Origin of the sequence: Pseudomonas sp. GM17, assembly GCF_000282175.2 — a bacterium.
Lineage (GTDB): Bacteria > Pseudomonadota > Gammaproteobacteria > Pseudomonadales > Pseudomonadaceae > Aquipseudomonas > Aquipseudomonas chlororaphis.
In genome coordinates this window covers 6,200,468-6,222,022 of the sequence record NZ_CP124732.1, presented here as the reverse complement: position 1 = coordinate 6,222,022, position 21,555 = coordinate 6,200,468, and the positions used below count along the sequence as shown (strand labels likewise).

20 protein-coding genes are annotated in these 21,555 nt (G+C 62.4%); 10 read left to right on the top strand and 10 right to left on the bottom strand.

Annotated features, from left to right (window positions below):
* Positions 1-201: 201 nt before the first annotated feature.
* The 5 genes from PMI20_RS27805 to PMI20_RS27785 all read right to left on the bottom strand — a co-directional run bounded on the left by PMI20_RS27805 (position 202) and on the right by PMI20_RS27785 (position 7,053).
* On the bottom strand, positions 202-426 hold the full coding sequence (locus PMI20_RS27805; protein ID WP_007922123.1) for a hypothetical protein: 225 nt from the start codon (positions 424-426) through the stop codon (positions 202-204).
* A 324-nt stretch (positions 427-750) separates the two neighbouring features.
* On the bottom strand, positions 751-2,115 hold the full coding sequence (locus PMI20_RS27800) for a heavy metal sensor histidine kinase (protein WP_007922122.1): 1,365 nt from the start codon (positions 2,113-2,115) through the stop codon (positions 751-753).
* Positions 2,105-2,782, bottom strand: coding sequence for a heavy metal response regulator transcription factor (locus PMI20_RS27795; protein ID WP_007922121.1), 678 nt, complete (start codon positions 2,780-2,782; stop codon positions 2,105-2,107). The genes PMI20_RS27800 and PMI20_RS27795 overlap by 11 nt, the downstream gene beginning before the upstream one ends.
* Before the next feature lie 9 nt (positions 2,783-2,791).
* A complete protein-coding gene (locus PMI20_RS27790; protein ID WP_007922120.1) occupies positions 2,792-5,887 on the bottom strand; it encodes a multidrug efflux RND transporter permease subunit in 3,096 nt (1,031 codons plus the stop codon).
* On the bottom strand, positions 5,884-7,053 hold the full coding sequence (locus PMI20_RS27785) for an efflux RND transporter periplasmic adaptor subunit (protein ID WP_007922118.1): 1,170 nt from the start codon (positions 7,051-7,053) through the stop codon (positions 5,884-5,886). The genes PMI20_RS27790 and PMI20_RS27785 overlap by 4 nt, the downstream gene beginning before the upstream one ends.
* A 239-nt stretch (positions 7,054-7,292) precedes the next feature.
* On the opposite strand from PMI20_RS27785, the gene PMI20_RS27780 reads away from it, so the two are divergent.
* On the top strand, positions 7,293-7,535 hold the full coding sequence (locus tag PMI20_RS27780; protein ID WP_007922116.1) for a hypothetical protein: 243 nt from the start codon (positions 7,293-7,295) through the stop codon (positions 7,533-7,535).
* Positions 7,536-7,781: 246 nt separating this feature from the next.
* On the opposite strand, the gene PMI20_RS27775 is transcribed toward PMI20_RS27780, so the two are convergent.
* From PMI20_RS27775 to norR, 5 genes are all read right to left on the bottom strand, one after another.
* Positions 7,782-8,531 (bottom strand): YkgJ family cysteine cluster protein, encoded by a 750-nt coding sequence (locus PMI20_RS27775; RefSeq protein WP_007922114.1) that lies wholly within the window; start codon positions 8,529-8,531, stop codon positions 7,782-7,784.
* A gap of 92 nt (positions 8,532-8,623) precedes the next feature.
* Positions 8,624-8,956 (bottom strand): hypothetical protein, encoded by a 333-nt coding sequence (locus PMI20_RS27770; protein WP_007922112.1) that lies wholly within the window; start codon positions 8,954-8,956, stop codon positions 8,624-8,626.
* 185 nt (positions 8,957-9,141) lie between these two features.
* On the bottom strand, positions 9,142-9,633 hold the full coding sequence (locus tag PMI20_RS27765) for a GNAT family N-acetyltransferase (protein WP_007922110.1): 492 nt from the start codon (positions 9,631-9,633) through the stop codon (positions 9,142-9,144).
* A gap of 3 nt (positions 9,634-9,636) precedes the next feature.
* Complete coding sequence (locus PMI20_RS27760) at positions 9,637-10,539, bottom strand: chemotaxis protein CheV (protein ID WP_007922108.1); 903 nt, start codon at positions 10,537-10,539, stop codon at positions 9,637-9,639.
* A 273-nt stretch (positions 10,540-10,812) separates the two neighbouring features.
* Positions 10,813-12,366 (bottom strand): nitric oxide reductase transcriptional regulator NorR, encoded by a 1,554-nt coding sequence (gene norR, locus PMI20_RS27755; protein WP_007922103.1) that lies wholly within the window; start codon positions 12,364-12,366, stop codon positions 10,813-10,815.
* Between the two features lie 156 nt (positions 12,367-12,522).
* Between norR and hmpA the strand changes: the two genes are divergently transcribed.
* From hmpA to queC, 9 genes are all read left to right on the top strand, one after another.
* Entirely contained in the window at positions 12,523-13,704 is a 1,182-nt protein-coding gene (gene hmpA, locus PMI20_RS27750) for an NO-inducible flavohemoprotein (protein WP_007922102.1), read from the top strand.
* Between the two features lie 276 nt (positions 13,705-13,980).
* Positions 13,981-14,520: an ester cyclase gene (locus PMI20_RS27745; protein ID WP_007929694.1), complete on the top strand. Its 540-nt coding sequence runs from the start codon at positions 13,981-13,983 to the stop codon at positions 14,518-14,520.
* A 24-nt stretch (positions 14,521-14,544) separates the two neighbouring features.
* Entirely contained in the window at positions 14,545-15,054 is a 510-nt protein-coding gene (locus tag PMI20_RS27740) for a disulfide bond formation protein B (RefSeq protein WP_007929696.1), read from the top strand.
* Positions 15,055-15,847: 793 nt separating this feature from the next.
* A complete protein-coding gene (gene cyoA / locus PMI20_RS27735; RefSeq protein ID WP_007929698.1) occupies positions 15,848-16,789 on the top strand; it encodes a ubiquinol oxidase subunit II in 942 nt (313 codons plus the stop codon).
* 3 nt (positions 16,790-16,792) lie between these two features.
* On the top strand, positions 16,793-18,811 hold the full coding sequence (cyoB, locus tag PMI20_RS27730) for a cytochrome o ubiquinol oxidase subunit I (protein ID WP_007929700.1): 2,019 nt from the start codon (positions 16,793-16,795) through the stop codon (positions 18,809-18,811).
* 3 nt (positions 18,812-18,814) lie between these two features.
* Positions 18,815-19,441, top strand: coding sequence for a cytochrome o ubiquinol oxidase subunit III (locus tag PMI20_RS27725; RefSeq protein WP_007929702.1), 627 nt, complete (start codon positions 18,815-18,817; stop codon positions 19,439-19,441).
* A complete protein-coding gene (gene cyoD, locus PMI20_RS27720; protein ID WP_007929704.1) occupies positions 19,441-19,776 on the top strand; it encodes a cytochrome o ubiquinol oxidase subunit IV in 336 nt (111 codons plus the stop codon). The genes PMI20_RS27725 and cyoD overlap by 1 nt, the downstream gene beginning before the upstream one ends.
* 11 nt (positions 19,777-19,787) lie before the next feature.
* Positions 19,788-20,675 (top strand): heme o synthase, encoded by an 888-nt coding sequence (gene cyoE, locus PMI20_RS27715; protein WP_007929705.1) that lies wholly within the window; start codon positions 19,788-19,790, stop codon positions 20,673-20,675.
* 118 nt (positions 20,676-20,793) lie between these two features.
* Entirely contained in the window at positions 20,794-21,492 is a 699-nt protein-coding gene (gene queC, locus PMI20_RS27710) for a 7-cyano-7-deazaguanine synthase QueC (RefSeq protein WP_007929707.1), read from the top strand.
* The last annotated feature ends 63 nt before the right edge of the window (positions 21,493-21,555 follow it).

Sequence of the window (21,555 nt, the reverse complement as noted above, 5' to 3'; positions counted from 1 at the left end):
TGACCTTCACCGGTAAAAAGCTCCTTGGATGAATGATGACAGTTGTTATTGTCGATTCGGGTGTTTCTTGTTCTGGGTGAAACGAATGAAACAGGCAGTTCTACATGGCAAAAAAAAGCCGCTGTTATCAGCGGCTTTAAGACAACTTACTCCAGGGTTAGAGCAGAGAAGTTGTCGAGGGAAACGAGTCGGTAGCAGGTGTCAGCTGTCCTTCTGAACGTCCGGCTGGCGTTGTTCCGCCGTGATCTCCTGCGGCTGCTTGCCGTTCTGTTGCTTGGTAGCCAGCGCTTCCTGGGCGTCCTGGAAGGCAGCGGCGCGTGCGGCGTTATGCGCGGCGAAAGTCTGCGATTCTTCGGCCATGGCCATAGGGGCCAAGAACAGGGAGGACAAAACAAAGGCGCTGGCAATACCCATACTGTTGGACATTTCTGAAGACCTTCTTGCAGAGCAAGTTCAAATTAGGTGCGACAAAAATATAACTTCAAGACGGCTGGAAAAAGCGCCGAACAGGATAAGCACTGTTACGCCAAAAGCAATAGTTGACACCGCTTCTGTAGGCGCCAGGCTGGCCGGCGATGGGGCAATGCGCTGTGCCTGATGCACCGCTATCGCGAGCAAGCTTCGCTCCTACAGGTCCGTGGCGAGCCTGCTTCTGTAGGAGCCAGGCTTGCCGGCGATAGAGGTAATGCGATGTATCTGACTGCCGCCATCGCGAGCAATCGAGCGTCGACCACAGAGGAGAGGGAGAGCTCAGATTGGCAGGTAGAGGCCGAAGGTGTTCATGCCGTCATCGCTGCGCACGAACACGTCGCCGCCGTGCATCAGGGCGATGGCCTTGACGATCGCCAGCCCCAGGCCGTGGTTGGCACCGCTGTTGCTGCGGGAGGCGTCGACCCGGTAGAAGCGCTCGAACAGCCGGGGCAGATGCTCGCGTGCGATGGCCTGACCGGGATTGCTCACGCCGATGCTCACCTGGTGTTCCTGCACATCGATCTGCACCCGGATCACCTGCCCGGGCTCGGTGTGCTGCACGGCATTGCTCAGCAGGTTGATCAGCGCCCGGCGCAGGTGGGCGATCTCGATCTGCACCTGGGCATCGCCGCGGACCTCGACCTTGACCTGGGCGTCTTCGAGGATGAAGTCCAGGTAGTCCAGGGTGGTCGCCACTTCACTGGCCAGGGAGGTGCTGGTGAGCTTGGTGGCCTTGCTGCCCTGGTCGGCGCTGGCCAGGAACAGCATGTCGTTGATGATCGAACGCAGACGTTCCAACTCTTCGAGATTGGATTGCAGCACCTCGAAATAATGCTCGGCGGAGCGCCCGCGAGTCAGTGCCACCTGGGTCTGGCCGATCAGGTTGGTCAGGGGCGAGCGCAGTTCGTGGGCGACGTCGGCATTGAAGGATTCCAGGCGCGAATAGGCCTGTTCCACCCGCTCCAGGGTCGAGTTGAACGAGTTGGCGAACTGCGTCAGCTCTGGCGGCAGCGACGACAGCTGCAGGCGTCCGGAAAGCCTCGGCGGGGCCAGGCGCTGGGCTTCTTCGGACAGCCCGATCAAGGGCTTCAGGCCGATGCGCGCCACCCAGTAACCCAGCGCCGAGGCCAGCAGCACGCCGATGATGGCCAGGCTGATCAGGGCAATCAGCAGCTGGTGCTGGGTCTCGTAGAAGGTCTCGGTGTCGATGGCGATCAGAAAGCGCAGCGGCGGGCGCAGCTCCTTGGCCGGCAGCTGGCTGACCAGCACTTTCAGCGGATAGGGATGCCCGGGCAGGGTCAGGTCGCGCATGCCCAGCGGGCCCTGGGCGAAGCGGCGGATCTGCGGGTCGGGGTTGCCGTATTCGTAGGCGGGGTCGCCGCTGACCACCCAGAAACGGATGCGCTTGTCTTCTTCGCTGAGCAGCTTGAGCTTGTTGTTGATCTTGGCCCAGTGCTCCGGGTTGCCGAAGCGCGTCAGGGCCGACTCCAGCACGCTGTAGCGCGCGTCCAGCTCGGCCTCGGGCAGCAGGCCCAGGCCCTTGTCCACCTGTTGATAGAGCGCGCCGCCGATCAGCAGGAACACCAGCAGGGCGACCAGGGTGAACAGCCCGCTCAGGCGCAGGGCAATCGAATTACGAGGCACCGCGGTTCTCCAGCACATACCCCATGCCGCGGATGGTGTGCAGCAGTTTCTGTTCGAACGGCCCGTCGAGCTTGGCCCGCAGGCGCTTGATCGCCACTTCGACGACATTGGCGTCGCTGTCGAAGTTGATGTCCCAGACCATCTCGGCGATCGCGGTTTTCGACAGGATCTCGCCCTGGCGCCGGGCGAGCACACTGAGCAGCGAGAACTCCTTGGCGGTCAGGTCCAGGCGCGTACCAGCGCGGCTGGCCTTGCGGCTGATCAGGTCTATCCACAGGTCGGCAATGCTGATCTGCACCGGTTCGTGGCCGCCGCTGCGGCGGGTCAGGGCCTGCAGGCGCGCCACCAGTTCGAGGAAGGAAAAGGGCTTGCCCAGGTAATCGTCGGCGCCATCGCGCAGGCCCTTGATGCGGTCTTCGACGCGCTCGCGGGCGGTGAGCATGATCACCGGCGTCTGCTTGCGCGCGCGCAGCGCCCGCAGCACGCCGAAGCCGTCGAGGCCGGGCAGCATCACGTCGAGCACGATCACCGCGTAGTCGCCTTCCAGCGCCAGGTGCAGGCCCTCGACACCGTCGCGCGCGAGGTCCACGGTGTAGCCTTGTTCGGTCAGGCCACGGTGCAGATAGTCCGCGGTTTTCTCTTCGTCTTCGATAATCAGAACGCGCATGACCCCGCCTCAGGATGTGCTTGCCAGCGCTGGCGCTGGTGTGGGCCGATGGAATAGCCGCTCGAGCCACAAGTATATGACCGGAGTGGTGAACAGCGTCAGCGCCTGGCTCACCAGCAGGCCACCGACCACGGCGATCCCCAGCGGCTGGCGCAACTCCGCGCCGGCGCCATAGCCGAGCATCAGCGGCAAGGCGCCGAGCAAAGCGGCGAGGGTGGTCATGATGATCGGCCGGAAACGGGTGATACAGGCCTGGTAGATCGCCTCCTGCGGCGACAGCCCGCCCTTGCGCTGGGCTTCGAGGGCGAAGTCGATCATCAGGATGCCGTTTTTCTTGACGATGCCGATCAGCAGCACCAGGCCGATCAGGGCCATGATCGAGAAGTCCTGGCCCAGCAGCCAGAGCATGATCAGCGCGCCAAGGCCGGCCGAGGGCAGGGTGGAAATGATCGTCAGCGGGTGGACGAAGCTCTCGTAGAGCACGCCGAGGATGATGTACACCGCCACCAGCGCCGCGAGGATCAGCCACGGCTGGCTGGCCAGGGAACTCTGGAAGGCCTGGGCCGCGCCCTGGAAATTGCCGGCGATGGAGGCGGGCATGCCGATCTGGTTTTTCGCCTGGTCGAGCATGATCACCGCGTCGCCCAGGGCCACGCCGGGGGCCAGGTTGAACGACAGGTTGGCGGCCGGGAACATGCCGTCGTGGGCAATGGACAACGGGCCGACGGTGGGCGGGTCGACCTTGGCCAGCGCCGACAGCGGCACCATCTCGCCGCTCAGGGGCGAGCGCAGGTAGAAGTAGTTCAGGCTCTCGGCCTTGCCGCGCTGCCGGGCGTCCAGTTCGAGGATCACGTTGTACTGGTTGGTCTCGGTCTGGAACTCGTTGACCTGGCGCTGGCCGAAGGCGTCGTAGAGCGCTTCGTCGACATCGGTGGCGGTCAGGCCGAAACGCGCCGCGGCGCTGCGGTTGATGCTGATATGGGTGATGCTGCCGCCCAGTTGCAGGTCGTTGGACAGGTCGCGAAAGGCCGGGTTGGCCCGCAGTTTTTCCGTCAGGCGCTGGGTCCAGGTATTCAGCGTCGGCCCGTCGTTGCTCTTGAGCACGTACTGGTACTGGCTGCGGCTCGGCCCGGAGCTGAGGTTGATGTCCTGGCCGGCCCGCAGGTACAGGACGATGCCCGGGACCTTGGCCAGCTGCGGGCGAATGCGGTCGATGAACTGGCTGGCTGAGACGTCCCGCTGGCCGCGGTCCTTGAGGGCGATCCAGAAGCGGCCGTTGGCGATGGTCTGGTTGTTGCCGGTGACGCCCACCGAGTGGGAGAAGGTTTCCACCGCCGGGTCGGCGCCGAGGATCTTCGCCAGGGCCAGGTGTTTTGCCACCATGTCCGGGTAGGAGATGTCGGCCGCCGCTTCGCTGGTGCCGAGCACGAAGCCGGTGTCCTGGACCGGGAAGAAACCCTTGGGAATGAAGACATAGCCGGCGATGGCCAGGCCCAGGGTCAGGCCGAACAGGCCGAGCATCAGCCGTTGATGGGCCAGGGCTCGGCGCAGCCCGCGCTCGTAGAGTGCCAGCAGGCGTTCGCCGAAGCCCGGGCGATCATGGGGATGATCAGTCGGCGCGCGCATGAACAGCGCCGCCAGGGTCGGCGCCAGGGTCAGCGACACCACCACCGAAATCAGGATGGTCGAGGTGGCGGTCAGGGCGAACTCCTTGAACAGCCGCCCGACCACGCCGCCCATGAACAGCAGGGGAATGAACGCGGCGATCAGCGAGAAGCTGATGGACACCACGGTGAAGCCGATTTCGCCGGCGCCCTTGATCGCCGCCTCGCGCATGCCGTCGCCGGCCTCCAGATGGCGATGGATGTTCTCCACCACGACAATCGCGTCGTCGACCACGAAGCCCACCGAGATCACGATCGCCACCAGGGTCAGGTTGTTCAGGCTGAAGCCCATCACATACATCAGCGCGAAGCTGGCCACCAGCGACACCCCGAGCACGCTGGAGACGATCAGCGTCGCCGACAGCTGGCGCAGGAACAGCGCCATCACCGCCACCACCAGCAGCACCGCGATCAGCAGGGTGATTTCCACTTCATGCAAGGACGCGCGGATGGTCTTGGTGCGGTCCGAGAGCACGGTCACGTCCACCGAGGCCGGCAGCATGGCCTCCAGGCGCGGCAACTCGCCCTGGATACGGTCCACGGTGTCGACGATGTTGGCCCCCGGCTGGCGGAAGATCACCAGGTTGAGCCCCGGCTGGTCGTTGGACCAGGCCTGCACGTAGGCGTTTTCCGGGCCGCTGATGACCCGGGCGACGTCCTTGAGCTGCACCGGCGCGCCGTTCTTGTAGGAGACGATCAACTGGCCGTAGTCATCGGGATGGAACAGCTGGTCGTTGGTCGACAGGGTCGAGATGCTCGACTCGCCATACAGCGCGCCCTTGGCCAGGTTGAGGCTGGCCTGCTGCAGGGCGACGCGGATATCGGCCAGGGTCAGGCCGATGGCCGCCAGCCGGTCGGGCGAGGCCTGGACGCGGATCGCCGGGCGTTGCTGGCCGGTGATGTTGATCAGGCCGACACCGTCGATCTGGCTGATCTGCCGGGCCAGCAGGGTTTCCACGTAGTCGCTCAGTTCAGTACCGGGCATCTGCGTGGAACTGATGCTGAGGATCAGCACCGGGCTGTCCGCCGGGTTGACCTTGCGCCAGGTGGGCAGGCTCGGCATGTCGTTGGGCAGCTTGCCCGAGGCGGTGTTGATCGCCGCCTGTACTTCCTGGGCGGCGGTGTCGATGCTCTTGTCTAGGGTGAATTGCAGGGTCAGGTTGGTCGAGCCCAGGGCGCTGCTGGAGGTCATCTGGGTCATGCCGGGGATGGCACTGAACTGCACCTCCAGCGGTGTGGCCACCGAGGACGCCATGGTTTCCGGGCTGGCGCCGGGCAGTTGCGCGGTGACCTGGATGGTCGGGAATTCGGCCTCCGGCAGCGGCGCTATGGGCAGCCGGGGAAAGGCGATGGCGCCCAGTAGCACCAGGGCGAAGGTCAGCAGCAGGGTGGCGACCGGATGGTCGACGCACCAGGCGGATATCGAGCCGTGGCCCTTCATGGCTGTGGCTCCGCGTTCGCCGCCTGGATCTGTTGCGGCGGTTCGCTGAGCACTTCGATATGTGAGCCGGCCTTGAGCCGCGACTGGCCGTCACTGACCAGCAGGTCGCCGGCCTGCACGCCCTTGATGATGTTCTGGCCGCTGTCCTGATAGACCATCTGCACCGGGACGATTTCCACCTTGTCGTCCTTGACCCGATACACGAAGTGTTTGTCCAGGCCGCGTTGCACCACGCCGGGCGGTACCACCAGGGCGGCTTTTTCCACGGCGGTCTGGATCTTGATGGTCACCAGTTGGCCGGGCCAGAGCTTTTGCCCGGGGTTGCTGAATTCGGCCTTGGCGCGGATGGTCCCGGTGTTGGTGTCGATCTGGTTGTCGATCAGGCTCAGGTGGCCTTCGCCCAGGCGCTCGCCCGTGTCGGAGTCGGTATCGGCGCCCAGGTAGGCGTCCACCGAGGCCGGGTGCTCGGCGACCAGCAGCCCCTGCAGGGTCGGCAGCATCTGTTGCGGCAAGGAAAACTCGACCGCGATCGGGTCGATCTGGGTCACCGAGAACAGGCCCTGGGTATCGCTGGTGCGCAGGAAATTGCCTTCGTCGACGGTGCGGATGCCGACGCGGCCGGACACCGGCGAGCGGATCTGGGTATAGGACAGCTGCACCTGCGCCGCATCGATGGCGGCCTGGTTGCCCTGGACGCTGGCCTTGAGCTGGTTGACCAGCGCCTGCTGCTGGTCGTAGGTCTGCTTGGACACGCCATCATCCACCGACAGCAGCTTGTAACGCTTGAGGTTGACCTGGGCCACTTGCAGTTGCGCCTGGTTTTCCGCCAGTTGCGCCCGGGCCTGATCGAGGCTGGCGCGGATCGAGCGGTCGTCGATGGTCGCCAGCAGGTCGCTGGCCTTGACCAACTGGCCTTCCTTGATCAGCAGCCGGGTGAGGATGCCGTCCACCTGGGGGCGAATCACCACGCTGTGCAGCGAAAGCACCGAGCCGATGCCACTGACATGCCGCGGTACATCCTGCTGGGCGACGCTGATCACCCGCACCGGCACGGCGGTCGGCGCGGCCAGTCTGGCGTTGGGCGGCTTGAGCAGGGACCACAGGCCAGCGGCGGCGAGAACGGCGAGCACGCCTGCGAGCACAAGGGTTGTTTTTCGATTACGCATGGACGCCAGCGCCGGGGGGCAAGGGGGACGGGAAGATGGCCAGAATCGATGGCCCCTTTATAGCCGGCCGACCCGGTCAGCAACGTGACGCCTGCCTGACAGCGCTGTCAGCAAAGGCCGACCGATGACCTTTGGCCGATGACGGTCGCGGCCGCTCAACGATCCGCAACGCGGGTATACTGCCGGCCTTCGCGGCCCGCTTCCCCGGGCCCGGCCTTTGCTTTTCACCCGGAGCTTCCATGACTACCCCAGCACAACCGCCTGTGTCCGACGCGCCCAGCGCCGACCAGGTCGACGACGCCAGCGCGCCTGGCGAAGGCAAGCCGGCGATCGCGCCGTTCAAGTTTCCGTTCAAGCCGTCCGAGTTCGCCCAGGCCAAGAATGCCCAGCAACCCTGGTACAAGAACGGCGCCACCAACGGCCACACCAAGACCCCAGGCGCGGCGCCACCCGGCACCCGCCGCTCGATGGGCAAGCGCTGAGTCCGAAGTTTTTGTGTAGCCCTGCCGCAGGTTCGGGCCGCGCTCGGTCGATCGCGTCCGAAGGGAGCGCAAGATCTTGAGGTCGCCGAAGGCCTTCGGCCTTATCGCAGCCTGCGGCAGCGGCTACAAGTTCCGCGAATGCCGCGATATCCCAATCCGTGCAGCCGCTGCCGCAGGCTGCGTACGAGCGGCGCGCTCGCAACGATTTGACGGACACCGGAGACTCTGCGGGTCAGCGGCAAGGCTTCATGCTGCCCGCAGGGAAATGAAGGCGTAGGTGAGCGGCGCCTCGGTCACCACCTGGGCGCCGGCGTCCTGCACCTGCTCGGCAATGTCTTCACCGGATACATGGAACAGCCACTCGCCGGCCGGCGCCGCCAGCGGTTGCGCCTGGACCCGCTCGATGGCTTCGGCCAGGGTGGCCATGTCCGGCAGGTAGGCGGTAAAGCCATCGCCCTTGAGGGCGGTGGTGTGAATGCCCAGCAGTTGGCAGATGGCTTGTTTGCTGTGGATATCGTCGCGGTCGGCCTGGCGCGAGCGCTGGATCAGTTCGGCCAGTTCCTGGTCCACCAGCTCACCGCCGACAATCAGCTGCGGGCCTTTTTCCCAGGATTCGGGCGGGCAATCCTTGACCGCCGGGTTGAGTGGGATGTGCGGATTGATTTCCATCGGGTAGATACGGCACACCAGCGGCCGGCGTTCATAGATCCGGCACAGTTGGTCTTCGTCAAGATTCCGGCAGGGGCCGACGTTGTAGGCGGCGAAAGTGATTGCCACGTGGGCCTGGGCATTGCCGCTGGGCACCACGCAGGAACGCCGTTCGGCGTGCTCGCGCTGCTGGGCTGGCAGCCCCAGGCCATTGCTCAGGAACCCTTCCACCAGCACGATCACCTGGCCGCCATCCAGCGCCCACTGGCGGGCTTCGCCGAGGGTCAGGGGAACGTGATGATCGTTGCAGCACTTGCCGCAGCCTACGCAGGAAAAACGAGTATTCATTGAGCCGGCAGCCATAGTCGAAAGGCGGAAGCGGCGACGGAATGACTCACATCGCCCTCTAAATAGCGCTCTCGAAGCAAGTTATGCGCCAGTCACCGGCCCTTGGCCTCGAGGGCGGGACGGATCGAATCCCACTCGGTGACGTGGGCGTTCTTGCGCTGTTTGTCGTACAGGCACAGTTCCACGCCAATCTGGCCCTTCATGTGTTTTTGCGGGTACTGGCCCTGGAGCAGCAACGCGCTGTAGCCGACCCGGTCGTCGAACTGTGCGGCGTTGCCCAGCACTTTGACATTCTTCAACTGGCTGGCCTTGGTGCAACTGGCCCGTACCTGCTTGTCGAAGGTCGCCCAGGCGTCCGGGCTGGAGGCCTGGGCCTGGCTGGCGAGGAGGGTGAGGCAGGCGAAGCTCAGGGACAGGGCTTTCATGGCGGGGCGCTCCTTCGTTCACGAGTGTGCGCGGGAGTATGCCTGAGGCGCCGACAATGAAAATCGCTGTAGCCGCTGCCGCAGGCTCGGGCCGCGTTCGGACGATCGGCCGGAACGGCCGCGGCGATCTTGAAATCGCTGAAGGTCCTGCGGACCTTATCGCAGCCTGCGGCAGCGGCTACAGGTTACAGCGGTGTGTGGGGAACCTGCTCACGGCGGATCGCGACCATGCCGACGCTGTCGTACAGCCCACGGGCTCGCTGGTTGTCTTCCAGCACCCGCAGGTCGACAAAGGCTTCGCGGCGCTGGCGGAAGGCCTCGAAGGCCTGCAGCAGCAAGGCCCGTCCCAGGCCCTGGCCGCGGGCCCGCGGATGCACCACCAGGTCCTTGATATAGGCGCTGGTCCAGCACTGGATCACCCCGACGACGCCCTCGGCATCCTGCGCCACCAGGCACAGTTGCGGGTCGTATTCGGCGTCGCTTTCGAAACGCTGGCGCCAGCTGTCCAGCTCCGGCACGCGCCCGCCGCCGTCCTGGTAGCCAAGGTGCATCAGGCCATGCACCGCTTCGGCCAGTTCCGGCCGATAGCTGTCGAGGCTGAAGGCGGCCGGCCAACTGGCGGGATTCGATTGCCCGGTCAGGTCGCGGCGCATCAGCAGGCAGTAGTCGTCGGCCATGACTCAGGCGCTCTGGGCGGCGACGTGACGGGCCGCTTTGATCAGGCAGCGGGTCAGGTCCGGCGAGGAGAACTTGGTCAGCACCGCGTTGGCGCCGGCCAGGCGGGCCTTTTCCGCGTTCATGGCACTGTCCAGCGAGGTATGCAGCAAGACGTAGAGGTGGGCGAAGTCCGGGGTCTCGCGCAGGGTGCGGGTCAGGGCGTAACCGTCCATCTCCGACATCTCGATGTCCGAGACGATCAGGTTGATCTCCTGGGCGGTGCCTTGCAGGTCCAGCAGGCAGTCGATGGCCTCCTTGGCGCTGCGCGCGGTGTGGCATTGCAGGCCGAGGTTACGCAGGGTATGCACCGACTGCTGCAGGGCCACCTGGCTATCGTCGACCACCAGGATCCGCGCGTTACCCAGCAGTTCGGCGTCTTGCATGCTCAGCTCGGTCGGCGCGGTTTCGATCTGCGCCGGGGCGATGCCATGGATGACTTTCTCGATGTCCAGCACCTGCACCAGGGTGCCGTCGACCTGGGTGACCCCAGTGATGTAGGACTTGACCCCACCGGAGCCATAGGGCGGCGGACGGATATCGGTGGTCAGGCAATGCACGATCTTGCTCACCGCCTGCACATGCAGGCCCTGCTTGGAGCGGCTGACGTCGGTGACGATCAGGCAGCCGCCCTCCGGGTCTTCCAGCGGCCGTTCGCCGATGGCCCGGCTCAGGTCGATGACCGACAGCGAATTGCCGCGCAGGGTGGCGATGCCTTTCACGTGCGGGTGCGATTCCGGCAGTTTGGTCAGCGGTGGGCAGGGAATGATTTCACTGACTTTGAGCAGGTTGATCGCCATCAGCTTGCCGCTGCGCAAGGTGAACAGCAGAAGCGAAAGAGAGTCTGCGCGGGCTTTGTTGGAAGACATAAAAACCTTCTGTGGAAAAAAGGTGGTTCGCGCCATGGGCCGCGAACAGCTAGCGATAACGGGTTATCGACGCGCAAAGGGCTGGCTTTAGGCTTAATCCCAATATCCGCGACCCGCGCAATCCGTAGCCGCTGCCGAAGGCTGCGATCGAGGACGCAGTCCTCGCAAGATCAGCCACTGCGTCGTTTCGGTCACACCTCATGTATCGGGTTCATGGCCGTTTCGTGGCAATGCCGCCCAAGCCGATCGCAGCCTTCGGCGGCTACAGGTGAGTCACTTCAAGCCTAGCCTCTTGGCCATGCGCCCCAGGTTGGCGCGGTCCAGGCCCAGCTCGCGGGCGGCGCTGGCCCAGTTGTGCTGGTGGCGCTCAAGGCAGGCACTGATCAGTTGGCGCTGGTAGTTTTCGGTGGCCTGCCGTAGATCGCCGGTGCCGGGAAGGTCGGCCATGGCCGTCGCAGCCGGGGGCTGGGGCGTGAGCGGCGCCGAGGCGTCCGGCAGGTCCAGGTCGGCGGCGCTCAGGCTGAGGATCTTCGGTCGTTCGCGGCAATTGCCCAGGGCCTTGAGGGCGCTGCGGCCGATCAGGTGTTCCAGCTCACGCACGTTGCCCGGCCAGGCGTAGGCCAGCAGCGCCGCCTGGGCATCGCTGGTCAGGCGCAGGCTGCCCAGGCCCATGCGCGAGCGATTCTGTTCGAGGAAGTAGCCGCTGAGCAGCAGCACATCGCGGCCGCGGTCGCGCAGGGCCGGCACCAGCAGCGGGTAGACGCTGAGGCGGTGATAGAAGTCCGCGCGATAGCGGCCGCTGCGCACTTCTTCGGCCAGGTCGCGGTTGGTGGCGGCGATCAGCCGCACGTCGACCTGATGTTCCTGGTCCGACCCCAGGCGTTGCAACTGGCCGCTTTGCAGCACGCGCAGCAGCTTGGCCTGCACGGTCAGCGACAACTCGCCCACTTCATCGAGAAACAGCGTGCCGCCATTGGCCAGCTCGAATTTGCCGCGGCGGTCGTTGGTGGCGCCGGTAAAGGCGCCCCGCACATGGCCGAACAGTTCGCTTTCCACCAGGGTGTCGGGCAGGGCGGCGCAGTTGAGGCTGATGATCGGTTTGTCGGCCCGGGGCGAGGCGGCGTGGATGGCCTGGGCCACCAGTTCCTTGCCGACCCCGGTTTCACCGGTGATCAGTACCGTCAGGTCGCTGCCGCCGACCAGGCCGATTTCCTCCAGCAGGCGTTTGTGGGCTTTGCTCTGGCCGATCATCTCGCGGTTCTGGCCGCTGGCCTGGCGATAGACCTCGGCGCGCTGGTGTTCGTCTTCGGCGCGCAGGGCCAGGCGCTCGATGCGCTCGGCGGCGTTGACGGTGGCCGCCGCCAGGCTGGCGAACGCCTGCAGGGCATCCAGCTCGATGGGTTCGAAGCGCTGCGGGTCGAGGGCATCCAGGGTCAGCAAGCCCCAGGGGCGCTCGTCGATAAACAGCGGGCAGCCCATGCAGTCGTGGACTTCCAGGTGTTCGTGCAGGCCATCCACCAGGCCGTCGTAAGGGTCCGGCAACTCGCTGTCGCTGGCGAAACGGGTAGGGCCGGGGTGGCTGAGCAGGGCGGCGAAACGTGGGTGTTCGCTGACCTTGAAGCGTCGGCCCAGGGTGTCGGTGCTCAAGCCGTCCACCGCCAGCGGCACCAGCCATTCGCCATCCAGGCGCAGCAGCGCGGCGGCGTCGCAGGGCAGCAGGGCGCGCATGGCTTCCAGCAGGCGGCGGTAGCGCTCGCCTTCGGGCAGTTCGCGGGACAGGTCGGAGACCAGGGGCAACAAGGCGGTGAGCAGGGATTTTGCGGTCATAATGACTCCGTATGGTCTTAATGACTATAAATGCGGCTTTGTCGATATGACTACAATTATTACAAGTAATTGATTTATATGGTTTTTATTGTTGGCACGAAAACTGATTGGTAAAGGGCAACCTGCAAGTAGTCAGAAAGCTCAGGAGTTGTACTTATGCTTAGCGTCGAAGATCGTGCCATCATCAAATCCACCGTACCGTTGCTGGAAAGCGGTGGCGAAGCCCTGATCACCCACTTCTACCGGATGATGCTCTCCGAGTATCCGCAAGTGCGCCCGCTGTTCAACCAGGCGCACCAGGCCAGCGGCGACCAGCCACGGGCCCTGGCCAATGGCGTATTGATGTACGCCCGGCACATCGACCAGCTCGACCAATTGGGCGATCTGGTGGCGAAGATCATCAACAAGCACGTGGCCCTGCAGATCCTGCCAGAGCATTACCCGATCGTCGGCAGTTGCCTGTTGCGCGCCATTTCCGAAGTGCTGGGCGAAGAGATCGCCACGCCGGCGGTGATGAACGCCTGGGGCGCGGCCTATAACCAGCTGGCGGACATCCTGATCGGTGCCGAAGGCGCGATCTACGACCAGAAGGCCCAGGCCCCGGGCGGCTGGCGTGGTGCGCGGGAGTTCAAGCTGGTCCGCCGCGAGCAGGAGAGCGCGGAAATCACCTCCTTCTATTTCGAGCCTGTGGATAACGGCCCGATTCTCGCTGCCGAGCCGGGGCAGTACATCGGCATGCAGCTGTTCCTCGAGGGTGAGGAAATCCGCCGCAATTACTCGCTGTCGGCCCTGTCCGACGCCGGCCAGTACCGCATCAGCGTCAAGCGCGAGGCCGGTGGCCGCGCTTCCAACTACCTGCACGACCAACTGCAGATCGGTGCCAGCATCCAGCTGTTCCCGCCAGCGGGCGAATTCACCCTGGCGGACAGCGACAAGCCGCTGGTGCTGATCAGTGGTGGCGTCGGCATCACCCCGACCCTGCCGATGCTCGAAGCCGCGCTGGCCACCGAGCGTCCGGTGCACTTTATCCACTGCGCGCGCAACGGTGGGGTGCATGCGTTCCGCGATTGGGTCGACGGCCTGGCCGCGCGTCATCCACAACTCAAGCGCTTCTACTGCTACGCCGAAGACGACGGCATCAGCCCGGCGGCGGACAAGGTCGGCCTGCTGAACCAGGAACAACTGGCCGAATGGTTGCCGCAGGAGCGTGACCTGGACGCCTACTTCCTCGGCCCGAAAGCCTTCATGGCGGCGATCAAGCGCCACCTCAAGGCCCTGGGCGTACCGGAAAAACAAAGCCGCTACGAGTTCTTCGGCCCGGCCGCGGCGCTGGAGTAACCCACCGGCCAGCCTCCGCCCGGAGGCTGGCCTCTTCGTAGCCGCTGGCGCAGCCTGCGATCGAGCGCGCAGCGCTCGCAATGCTTTCCCCCGAGTACTCAGGCAAACCGCGAGCTCAGGCTTGGCGGTCGCTGCGCAACCGATCGCAGGCTGCGCCAGCGGCTACAGGGGCGCACTCGTAAAAATCCTTTAAAGGTTAATCCGTTCTTAACCTGTTTATCGTTAATTCCCCGATGCTGATGATAGGCGCTCGTTCGCACTGATCAGGATCATCCCATGCAACTCTCAGCCATTTCCCGCATCACCCTGGCCGCGACCCTGCTCGCCAGTCCCCTGGTTTTCGCCGAGCCGGCCTTGCTTCAACCGCAGACCCTGATCGTCGATCAGAGCCAGCCCAAGGCCCAGCGTGAAGCCATGGAACTGGCCGCGCGGCGCTACGGCAGTTTCTGGAACAGCGGCGATGAAAGCCTGGCCAGGGCCGCGCTGGCGGAGAATTTCGTCGATATGACGCCGCCTGCAGGGCGGGTCCAGGGGCCGACGGGGCCGCTACTGGCGTCGCGGTTCTTTCGCACGGCGGTGCCGGACCTGAGCGCAGACATCGAGCAGATGATCGTGGCCGGGGATCGGGTGGTGCTGCACCTGCATTTTCGCGGGCACTTCAGCGGGACCTTCAATGCACTCAAAGGTCATGGTCAGCGTGTAGACTTCCGGGCAACCGACATCTATCAGATCGCCGATGGCCGGATCACCGCCAATTGGCATATCGAAGACAACCTCAGCCTGATGCAGCAGTTGCAAACGCTGCCGTCGGGTTGAGCCACAGACAGAAAGGAATTGAGGATGACTGACGACACACTGCGTTTGGGGCGCGAGCGACGTTTTCTGGTGTTGCTGGGGGTGATCTGCCTGGCGCTGATCGGCGGCGCGCTGTACATGCAGGTGGTGCTGGGCGAGGCGCCTTGCCCGTTGTGCATCCTGCAGCGCTACGCGTTTCTGCTGATCGCGATTTTCGCCTTCATCGGCGCGGCCATGCGCAGCCGTCGCAGCCTCACCGTGCTGGAAGCGCTGGTAGTGATCAGCGCGCTGTTCGGGGCGGCGGTGGCGGGGCATCACGTCTACACCCAGGCCCATCCTGCGGTCAGTTGCGGCATCGATGTGTTGCAGCCGATCGTCGACAGCCTGCCGCTGGCGACCGTCTTCCCGCTGGGGTTCCAGGTCGATGGCTTCTGCTCCACGCCGTACCCGCCGGTGCTGGGCCTGTCCCTGGCGCAGTGGGCGCTGGTGGCCTTTGTGCTGACCCTGGTGCTGGTGCCGCTGGGCATCATTCGTAACCGTCGCAAGAGCGCCTGACCCGGCGCAAAAAGCCCCGGTCCCGATGTTCGGGGCCGGGGCTTTTTTGCGTGTAGGACAATGTGTGAAGGGGGCGTGATATGGGGCAATCGGATGCGCGATAAAAGTGCGACATGTTGTCACATGGTGATGTCGCAGCTGTGTTTCAGAGGATGACGTCGAGACGATTTTTCTTGCGCCAGGAGCGAAAAAAGTCTGTCAGTTCGTGTCAGCGCGGTGAACGGCCAGGCAAGCATAGCCTGCTATCTAAATAAATCGGTTCAGCCCTCGTTTTACAAGGGGTAGCGCGATGCCATCGGTGGATTTTGTACGGGTGAAAGGCGCCTTTTTCGACTTGGCTGGAAGGTGTTTTTGGGGCTTTTTATTGCGAATGAATCTCGATATGATCGCGACCCGTTGCAATAATCGCCACGCATTGTTGCGCGAGCCGATAAAAATTATTTCGGGATAAGACATGGTTTATAAAACGCTACATATCTACAATCGCCCGCACTGAATTTCCGGCGCTGCTCACCCCTGAGCATACGGCGGCGGTCGAGGGGCGTTGGACGCTCCATGCGACCCCAGGTGTCGGCACCTTCCAAATATCCGCACCAAATGGAATTGGTCTGTAAAAGGCCTTTGACCACGAATTCGAATAAGAACTCACTGCTAGCCCAGGATTTGTCAAACAACGCGTAACGCGTCGGGCAGGCCCTTATTCAATCGAAGAAAAAATGCCAACCCTTGGCACGGTGAAGTGTTGGCGATCAAAACCCAACTGCATGGCGCAAGCTGCTTTAGAGGTCGTGAGATGAGTAAAAACAGGTACCCCCGATTACTAGGCTTTTTGCCGCTGCTTGGCATGATGTTAATGCTGGGAGGCTGCAAGTGGACCTTGCTCGACCCGAAGGGACAGGTCGGTCTGGATGAGCGAAACCTGATCATCACCGCTACCCTGCTGATGCTGCTGGTCGTGATTCCGGTGATCGTGATGACCTTCGCGTTCGCCTGGAAATACCGCGCGTCCAACACCAACGCGACCTACGCGCCCAAGTGGTCGCACTCCACCAAGATCGAAATCGCGGTGTGGCTGGTCCCGATCCTCATCATCATTGCCCTGGGTTATGTGACCTACAAGTCCACCCACGCGCTGGACCCGTATCGTCCGCTGGAATCCGACGTCAAGCCGATCAACATCGAAGTGGTCGCGCTGGACTGGAAGTGGCTGTTCATCTACCCGGACCAGGGTATCGCCACTGTTAACCAGATCCGGTTCCCGGAGCACACTCCGCTGAACTTCAAGATCACCTCCGACGCCGTGATGAACTCGTTCTTCATCCCAGCCCTGGGCGGCCAGATCTATGCGATGGCAGGCATGCAGACCAAGCTGCACCTGATCGCCAACCAGAAAGCTGAAATGGAAGGCATCTCCGCTAACTACAGTGGCGCTGGCTTCACCGGCATGAAATTCAAAGCGATCTCGACGAGCCAGGAAGATTTCGACGCCTGGGTAGCCGAAGTCAAGGCCGCACCTAAACAGCTTGATCAAGCTGAATACGAAGCCCTTGCCAAGCCAAGCCAGAACAACCCTGTCGCGCTGTACTCCTCGTACACGCCGGACCTGTTTCAGAAAATTGTCGACAAGTATGAAGGCATGAAACCAGGCGCACCGGTCAAGCACGAGAAGAAAGAAGTGGCCGCTGTGGAAGGGACTGACATGAGCTCGCATTCAGCTGCTGGGGCAGAGGAGTAAACGATGTTTGGTAAATTAAGTCTGGACGCGATACCGTTCCACGAGCCGATTGTCATGGTGACCGTTGCCATGATCATCCTCGGTGGTCTGGCGCTTGTCGCGGGTATCACGTACTTCAAGAAATGGTCCTACCTGTGGACCGAATGGCTGACTTCGGTCGACCACAAGAAAATCGGCGTGATGTACATCATCGTCGCCATGGTCATGCTCCTGCGCGGCTTCGCCGACGCGATCATGATGCGTACCCAGCTGGCCATGGCCACCGAGGGTTCGCCGGGCTACCTGCCTCCTGAACACTATGACCAGATCTTCACCGCCCACGGTGTGATCATGATCATCTTCATGGCGATGCCTTTCTTCACCGGCCTGATGAACCTTGCAGTGCCGCTGCAGATCGGTGCGCGTGACGTTGCCTATCCGTTCCTCAACTCCCTGAGCTTCTGGCTGCTGGTTTCCGGCGTCGTGCTGATCAACCTGTCCCTGGGCGTCGGCGAATTCGCCAAGACCGGCTGGGTTGCCTATCCGCCGCTGTCGGGCCTGCAATACAGTCCGGGCGTGGGTGTCGACTACTACATCTGGGCGCTACAGCTATCAGGGCTAGGGACGACGCTGACGGGGGTCAACTTCCTGGCCACCGTGCTGAAAATGCGTACCCCGGGCATGAAGATGATGGACATGCCGATCTTCACCTGGACCTGCACCTGGGCCAACGTGCTGATCGTGGCTTCGTTCCCGATCCTGACCGCTACCCTGGCACTGCTGACCCTCGACCGTTACATGGATTTCCACATTTTCACCAATGAACTTGGTGGCAATCCAATGATGTACGTGAACCTGTTCTGGGCTTGGGGTCACCCTGAGGTGTACATCCTGATCCTGCCGGCGTTCGGTATCTTCTCCGAAGTCATCTCGACCTTCTCGGGCAAGCGCCTGTTCGGCCACCACTCGATGATCTACGCTTCCGGCGCGATCTCGGTACTGGGCTTCATGGTCTGGCTGCACCACTTCTTCACCATGGGTTCGGGGGCCAGCGTCAACGCCTTCTTCGGCCTGGCGACCATGCTGATTTCCATCCCGACGGGGGTGAAGCTGTTCAACTGGCTGTTCACCATCTACCACGGCCGTCTGCGTATCACCAGCCAGGTCCTGTGGACCCTGGGCTTCATGGTGACCTTCGCCATCGGCGGCATGACCGGCGTACTGCTGGCCATCCCGGGTGCTGACTTCGTACTGCACAACAGCCTGTTCGTGATCGCGCACTTCCACAACGTGATCATCGGTGGTGCCGTGTTCGGCTACATCGCCGGTTTCAGCTTCTACTTCCCGAAAGCGTTCGGCTTCAAGCTGCACGAAGGCTGGGGCAAGGCTGCATTCTGGTTCTGGATCTCGGGCTTCTTCGTCGCGTTCATGCCGCTCTATGCACTGGGCTTCATGGGCATGACCCGTCGTCTGAACGCCACGACCAACCCTGAGTGGGTGCCGTACCTGTACGTCGCCATGTTCGGTGCGGTGATGATCGCCATCGGTATCGCCTGCCAGCTGATCCAGCTGTACGTCAGCGTGCGTGATCGCAAGCAGAACCAGACTGTTTCCGGCGACCCGTGGAATGCCCACACCCTGGAATGGTCGACTTCGTCGCCACCGCCGTTCTACAACTTCGCCGTACTGCCGAAGGCCAATGGCATCGACCCGTTCACCGAAGCCAAGGAAAACGGTACCGCGTACCAGAAGCCTGCTCGCTATGAACCGATCCACATGCCGAACAACACCGCCACCGGCCTGGTGATGGGTGCTCTGTTGACCGTCTTCGGTTTCGCGATGATCTGGCACATCTGGTGGCTGGCGATCGCTAGCCTGGCCGGTACCGTGATCTATTTCGTGATCCACGCGGCTCGCGATGATCAAGGCTACATGGTGCCGGTCGACGTGATCGAACGCATCGAAGCCGAGCAGCACGCTCGCCTGGTAGCCGAGAAGAAGATTCCGGCCAACCGTGTAGAAACCTCGTTGGAACAGGCTTAAACCATGTCGAACTTAGTGACCAATGCTGGACACACCCATGTCGATGACCATGGGCACGATGACCATCACCACGACTCGGGCGAGATGACCGTATACGGTTTCTGGCTCTACCTGATGACCGACTGCATTCTGTTTGCGTCGATCTTCGCGGTGTACGCGGTACTGGTAAACAACGTAGCGGGTGGCCCGTCGGGCCACGACATCTTCGAACTGCCTTACGTGCTCGGCGAAACCGCCTTGCTGCTGTTCAGTTCGATCACCTACGGCTTCGCCATGCTGGCGTTCTTCCGGGGCAACAAGAAGCAGGTCCTGGGCTGGCTGGCCCTGACCTTCCTGTTCGGCCTGGGCTTCATCGGCATGGAGATCAACGAGTTCCACCTGCTGATCTCCGAAGGCTACGGCCCTAGCCGCAGTGGCTTCCTGTCCGGGTTCTTCACCCTGGTCGGCACCCACGGTCTGCACGTGACCGCCGGCCTGATCTGGATGGCGATCATGATGTATCAGGTCAACAAGCACGGCCTGACCGCAACCAACAAGACCCGCCTGAGCTGCCTGAGCCTGTTCTGGCACTTCCTGGACGTGGTCTGGATCTGCGTCTTCACCGTTGTTTACCTGATGGGGACTATGTAATGGCTAATGCACACTCCCATGACAGCCATGATGCGGGCCACGGCAGCGTAAAGTCGTACGCCATCGGCTTCATCTTGTCGGTGATCCTGACGATCATCCCGTTCGGCCTGGTGATGTACCCGACCCTGCCGAAATCCATCACCCTGATGATCGTGCTCGCCTTCGCGGTGATCCAGGTCCTGGTTCACCTGGTGTACTTCCTGCACCTGGACCGCTCCGAGGCCCAGCGTAACAACGTGATCGCGTTCGTCTTCGCTGCCCTGGTGATCGTCCTGCTGGTTGGTCTGTCGTTGTGGATCATGTTCAGCATCCACACCTACATGATGGCGAAGTGAGGTAAGACCCGATGTCGCTCAAGCACTTTATCCAAATCACCAAACCGGGGATCATTTTCGGTAACGTGCTTTCTGTGGCGGGCGGTTTTTTCCTGGCCTCCAAGGGACATGTCGATCTGGCCATCTTCCTGGCCGCGATGATCGGCACGTCCCTGGTGGTGGCTTCCGGTTGCGTGTTCAACAACTGCATCGACCGTGACATCGACCTGAAGATGGAACGCACCAAGAACCGTGTGCTGGTCCAGGGCCTGATCTCCCTGAAAGTGGCACTGGTCTACGCGACCCTTCTGGGTGTCGCCGGCGTTGCGTTGTTGTACAAGGTGGCCAATCCGCTGGCGGCGCTGTTTGCCGTGATCGGCTTCGTCATCTATGTCGGCTTCTACAGCCTGTACCTCAAGCGCAAGTCGGTGCACGGCACGCTGGTGGGCAGCCTGTCCGGGGCGATGCCGCCGGTGATCGGCTACGTGGCCGTGAGCAACAGCTTCGACATGGCCGCGCTGACCCTGCTGGTGATGTTCAGCCTGTGGCAGATGCCGCATTCCTATGCCATCGCGATCTTCCGCTTCAACGATTACCTGGCCGCATCGATTCCGGTGCTGCCAGTGAAGCGCGGCATCCTGGTGGCCAAGAAGCACATCCTGCTCTACATCCTGGCGTTCCTGGTGGCGACCCTGATGCTGACCTTCAGCGGGTATGCCGGCATGAGCTACCTGGCCGTCGCGGCCGCGATGGGCATGTACTGGCTGTACATGGCCTGGACCGGCTACAAGGCGGTGGACGACACCGTCTGGGCGCGCAAGCTGTTCGTGTTCTCGATCTTCACCATCACCGCGCTGAGCGTGATGATGTCCCTGGATTTCAAGGTACCGAGCGAGCTGCTGCTGACCTACGCGCCATAAGCTGCAAACGCTATGAAAAAGCCCCGCCTTCGAGAGAAGCGCGGGGCTTTTTTATTGAGTGTCAGTCAGTGGGCTGTTTAAATATTCAAATGACTCTATTCATGCAGGAAGCAGAATGATGAAGAAAAAAGCCGTTGTCGTATTCAGTGGCGGGCAGGACTCGACGACCTGTCTGATCCACGCATTGCCGCTCTATGATGAAGTGCACTGCATTACCTTTGATTACGGTCAGCGCCACCGCGCAGAAATAGAAGTGGCGCAGCAACTCGCGAAGCAATTGGGGGCGACAGTCCACAAAGTGCTGGATGCCTCGCTACTCAATGAATTGGCGATCAGCAGTCTCACTCGGGACAATATCCCGGTTCCTACGGTGAACAGTTCGGGCGAAAGCCTGCCCAGCACTTTCGTGCCGGGAAGGAATATTCTGTTTCTGACCCTGGCCTCTATCTATGCCTACCAGGTAAAGGCTGAAACGGTCATTACCGGGGTATGTGAAACGGACTTCTCCGGCTATCCCGATTGCCGTGACGAGTTTGTAAAGGCCTTGAACAAGGCCGTCGAGTTGGGCATGGAATACCGCCTGCGCCTTGAGACTCCGCTGATGTGGCTGAACAAGTCGGAGACTTGGGCGCTGGCGGATCATCACCATCAGTTGAGCCTGGTTCGCGAGCAGACCCTGACCTGCTACAACGGCGTTATCGGCAGCGGCTGTGCCAATTGCGATGCATGCAATCTTCGCAGCAGAGGGCTGAATGAATATCTGGGGAACAAGGCAGAAGTCATGAACAGCTTGAGAAGCAAGATGAACTTGCAATGAAGGCTTGATCGACCGTCTCAATGGAGTTCAACACTGCATCTGCCTGCTGGATGAGTGTTGAAT

Excerpts from the sequence above, each read along its gene's own strand:
- PMI20_RS27785 (WP_007922118.1), bottom strand. The coding sequence starts at position 7,053 with ATGCGTAATCGAAAAACAACCCTTGTGCTCGCAGGCGTGCTCGCCGTT.
- PMI20_RS27790 (WP_007922120.1), bottom strand. The coding sequence starts at position 5,887 with ATGAAGGGCCACGGCTCGATATCCGCCTGGTGCGTCGACCATCCGGTC.
- PMI20_RS27770 (WP_007922112.1), bottom strand. The coding sequence starts at position 8,956 with ATGAAAGCCCTGTCCCTGAGCTTCGCCTGCCTCACCCTCCTCGCCAGC.
- PMI20_RS27760 (WP_007922108.1), bottom strand. The coding sequence starts at position 10,539 with ATGTCTTCCAACAAAGCCCGCGCAGACTCTCTTTCGCTTCTGCTGTTC.
- cyoD (WP_007929704.1), top strand. The coding sequence starts at position 19,441 with ATGGCTAATGCACACTCCCATGACAGCCATGATGCGGGCCACGGCAGC.
- PMI20_RS27775 (WP_007922114.1), bottom strand. The coding sequence starts at position 8,531 with ATGAATACTCGTTTTTCCTGCGTAGGCTGCGGCAAGTGCTGCAACGAT.
- PMI20_RS27780 (WP_007922116.1), top strand. The coding sequence starts at position 7,293 with ATGACTACCCCAGCACAACCGCCTGTGTCCGACGCGCCCAGCGCCGAC.
- PMI20_RS27765 (WP_007922110.1), bottom strand. The coding sequence starts at position 9,633 with ATGGCCGACGACTACTGCCTGCTGATGCGCCGCGACCTGACCGGGCAA.
- cyoE (WP_007929705.1), top strand. The coding sequence starts at position 19,788 with ATGTCGCTCAAGCACTTTATCCAAATCACCAAACCGGGGATCATTTTC.
- PMI20_RS27805 (WP_007922123.1), bottom strand. The coding sequence starts at position 426 with ATGTCCAACAGTATGGGTATTGCCAGCGCCTTTGTTTTGTCCTCCCTG.
- PMI20_RS27740 (WP_007929696.1), top strand. The coding sequence starts at position 14,545 with ATGACTGACGACACACTGCGTTTGGGGCGCGAGCGACGTTTTCTGGTG.
- PMI20_RS27745 (WP_007929694.1), top strand. The coding sequence starts at position 13,981 with ATGCAACTCTCAGCCATTTCCCGCATCACCCTGGCCGCGACCCTGCTC.
- norR (WP_007922103.1), bottom strand. The coding sequence starts at position 12,366 with ATGACCGCAAAATCCCTGCTCACCGCCTTGTTGCCCCTGGTCTCCGAC.
- hmpA (WP_007922102.1), top strand. The coding sequence starts at position 12,523 with ATGCTTAGCGTCGAAGATCGTGCCATCATCAAATCCACCGTACCGTTG.
- cyoA (WP_007929698.1), top strand. The coding sequence starts at position 15,848 with ATGAGTAAAAACAGGTACCCCCGATTACTAGGCTTTTTGCCGCTGCTT.
- PMI20_RS27795 (WP_007922121.1), bottom strand. The coding sequence starts at position 2,782 with ATGCGCGTTCTGATTATCGAAGACGAAGAGAAAACCGCGGACTATCTG.
- queC (WP_007929707.1), top strand. The coding sequence starts at position 20,794 with ATGAAGAAAAAAGCCGTTGTCGTATTCAGTGGCGGGCAGGACTCGACG.
- cyoB (WP_007929700.1), top strand. The coding sequence starts at position 16,793 with ATGTTTGGTAAATTAAGTCTGGACGCGATACCGTTCCACGAGCCGATT.
- PMI20_RS27725 (WP_007929702.1), top strand. The coding sequence starts at position 18,815 with ATGTCGAACTTAGTGACCAATGCTGGACACACCCATGTCGATGACCAT.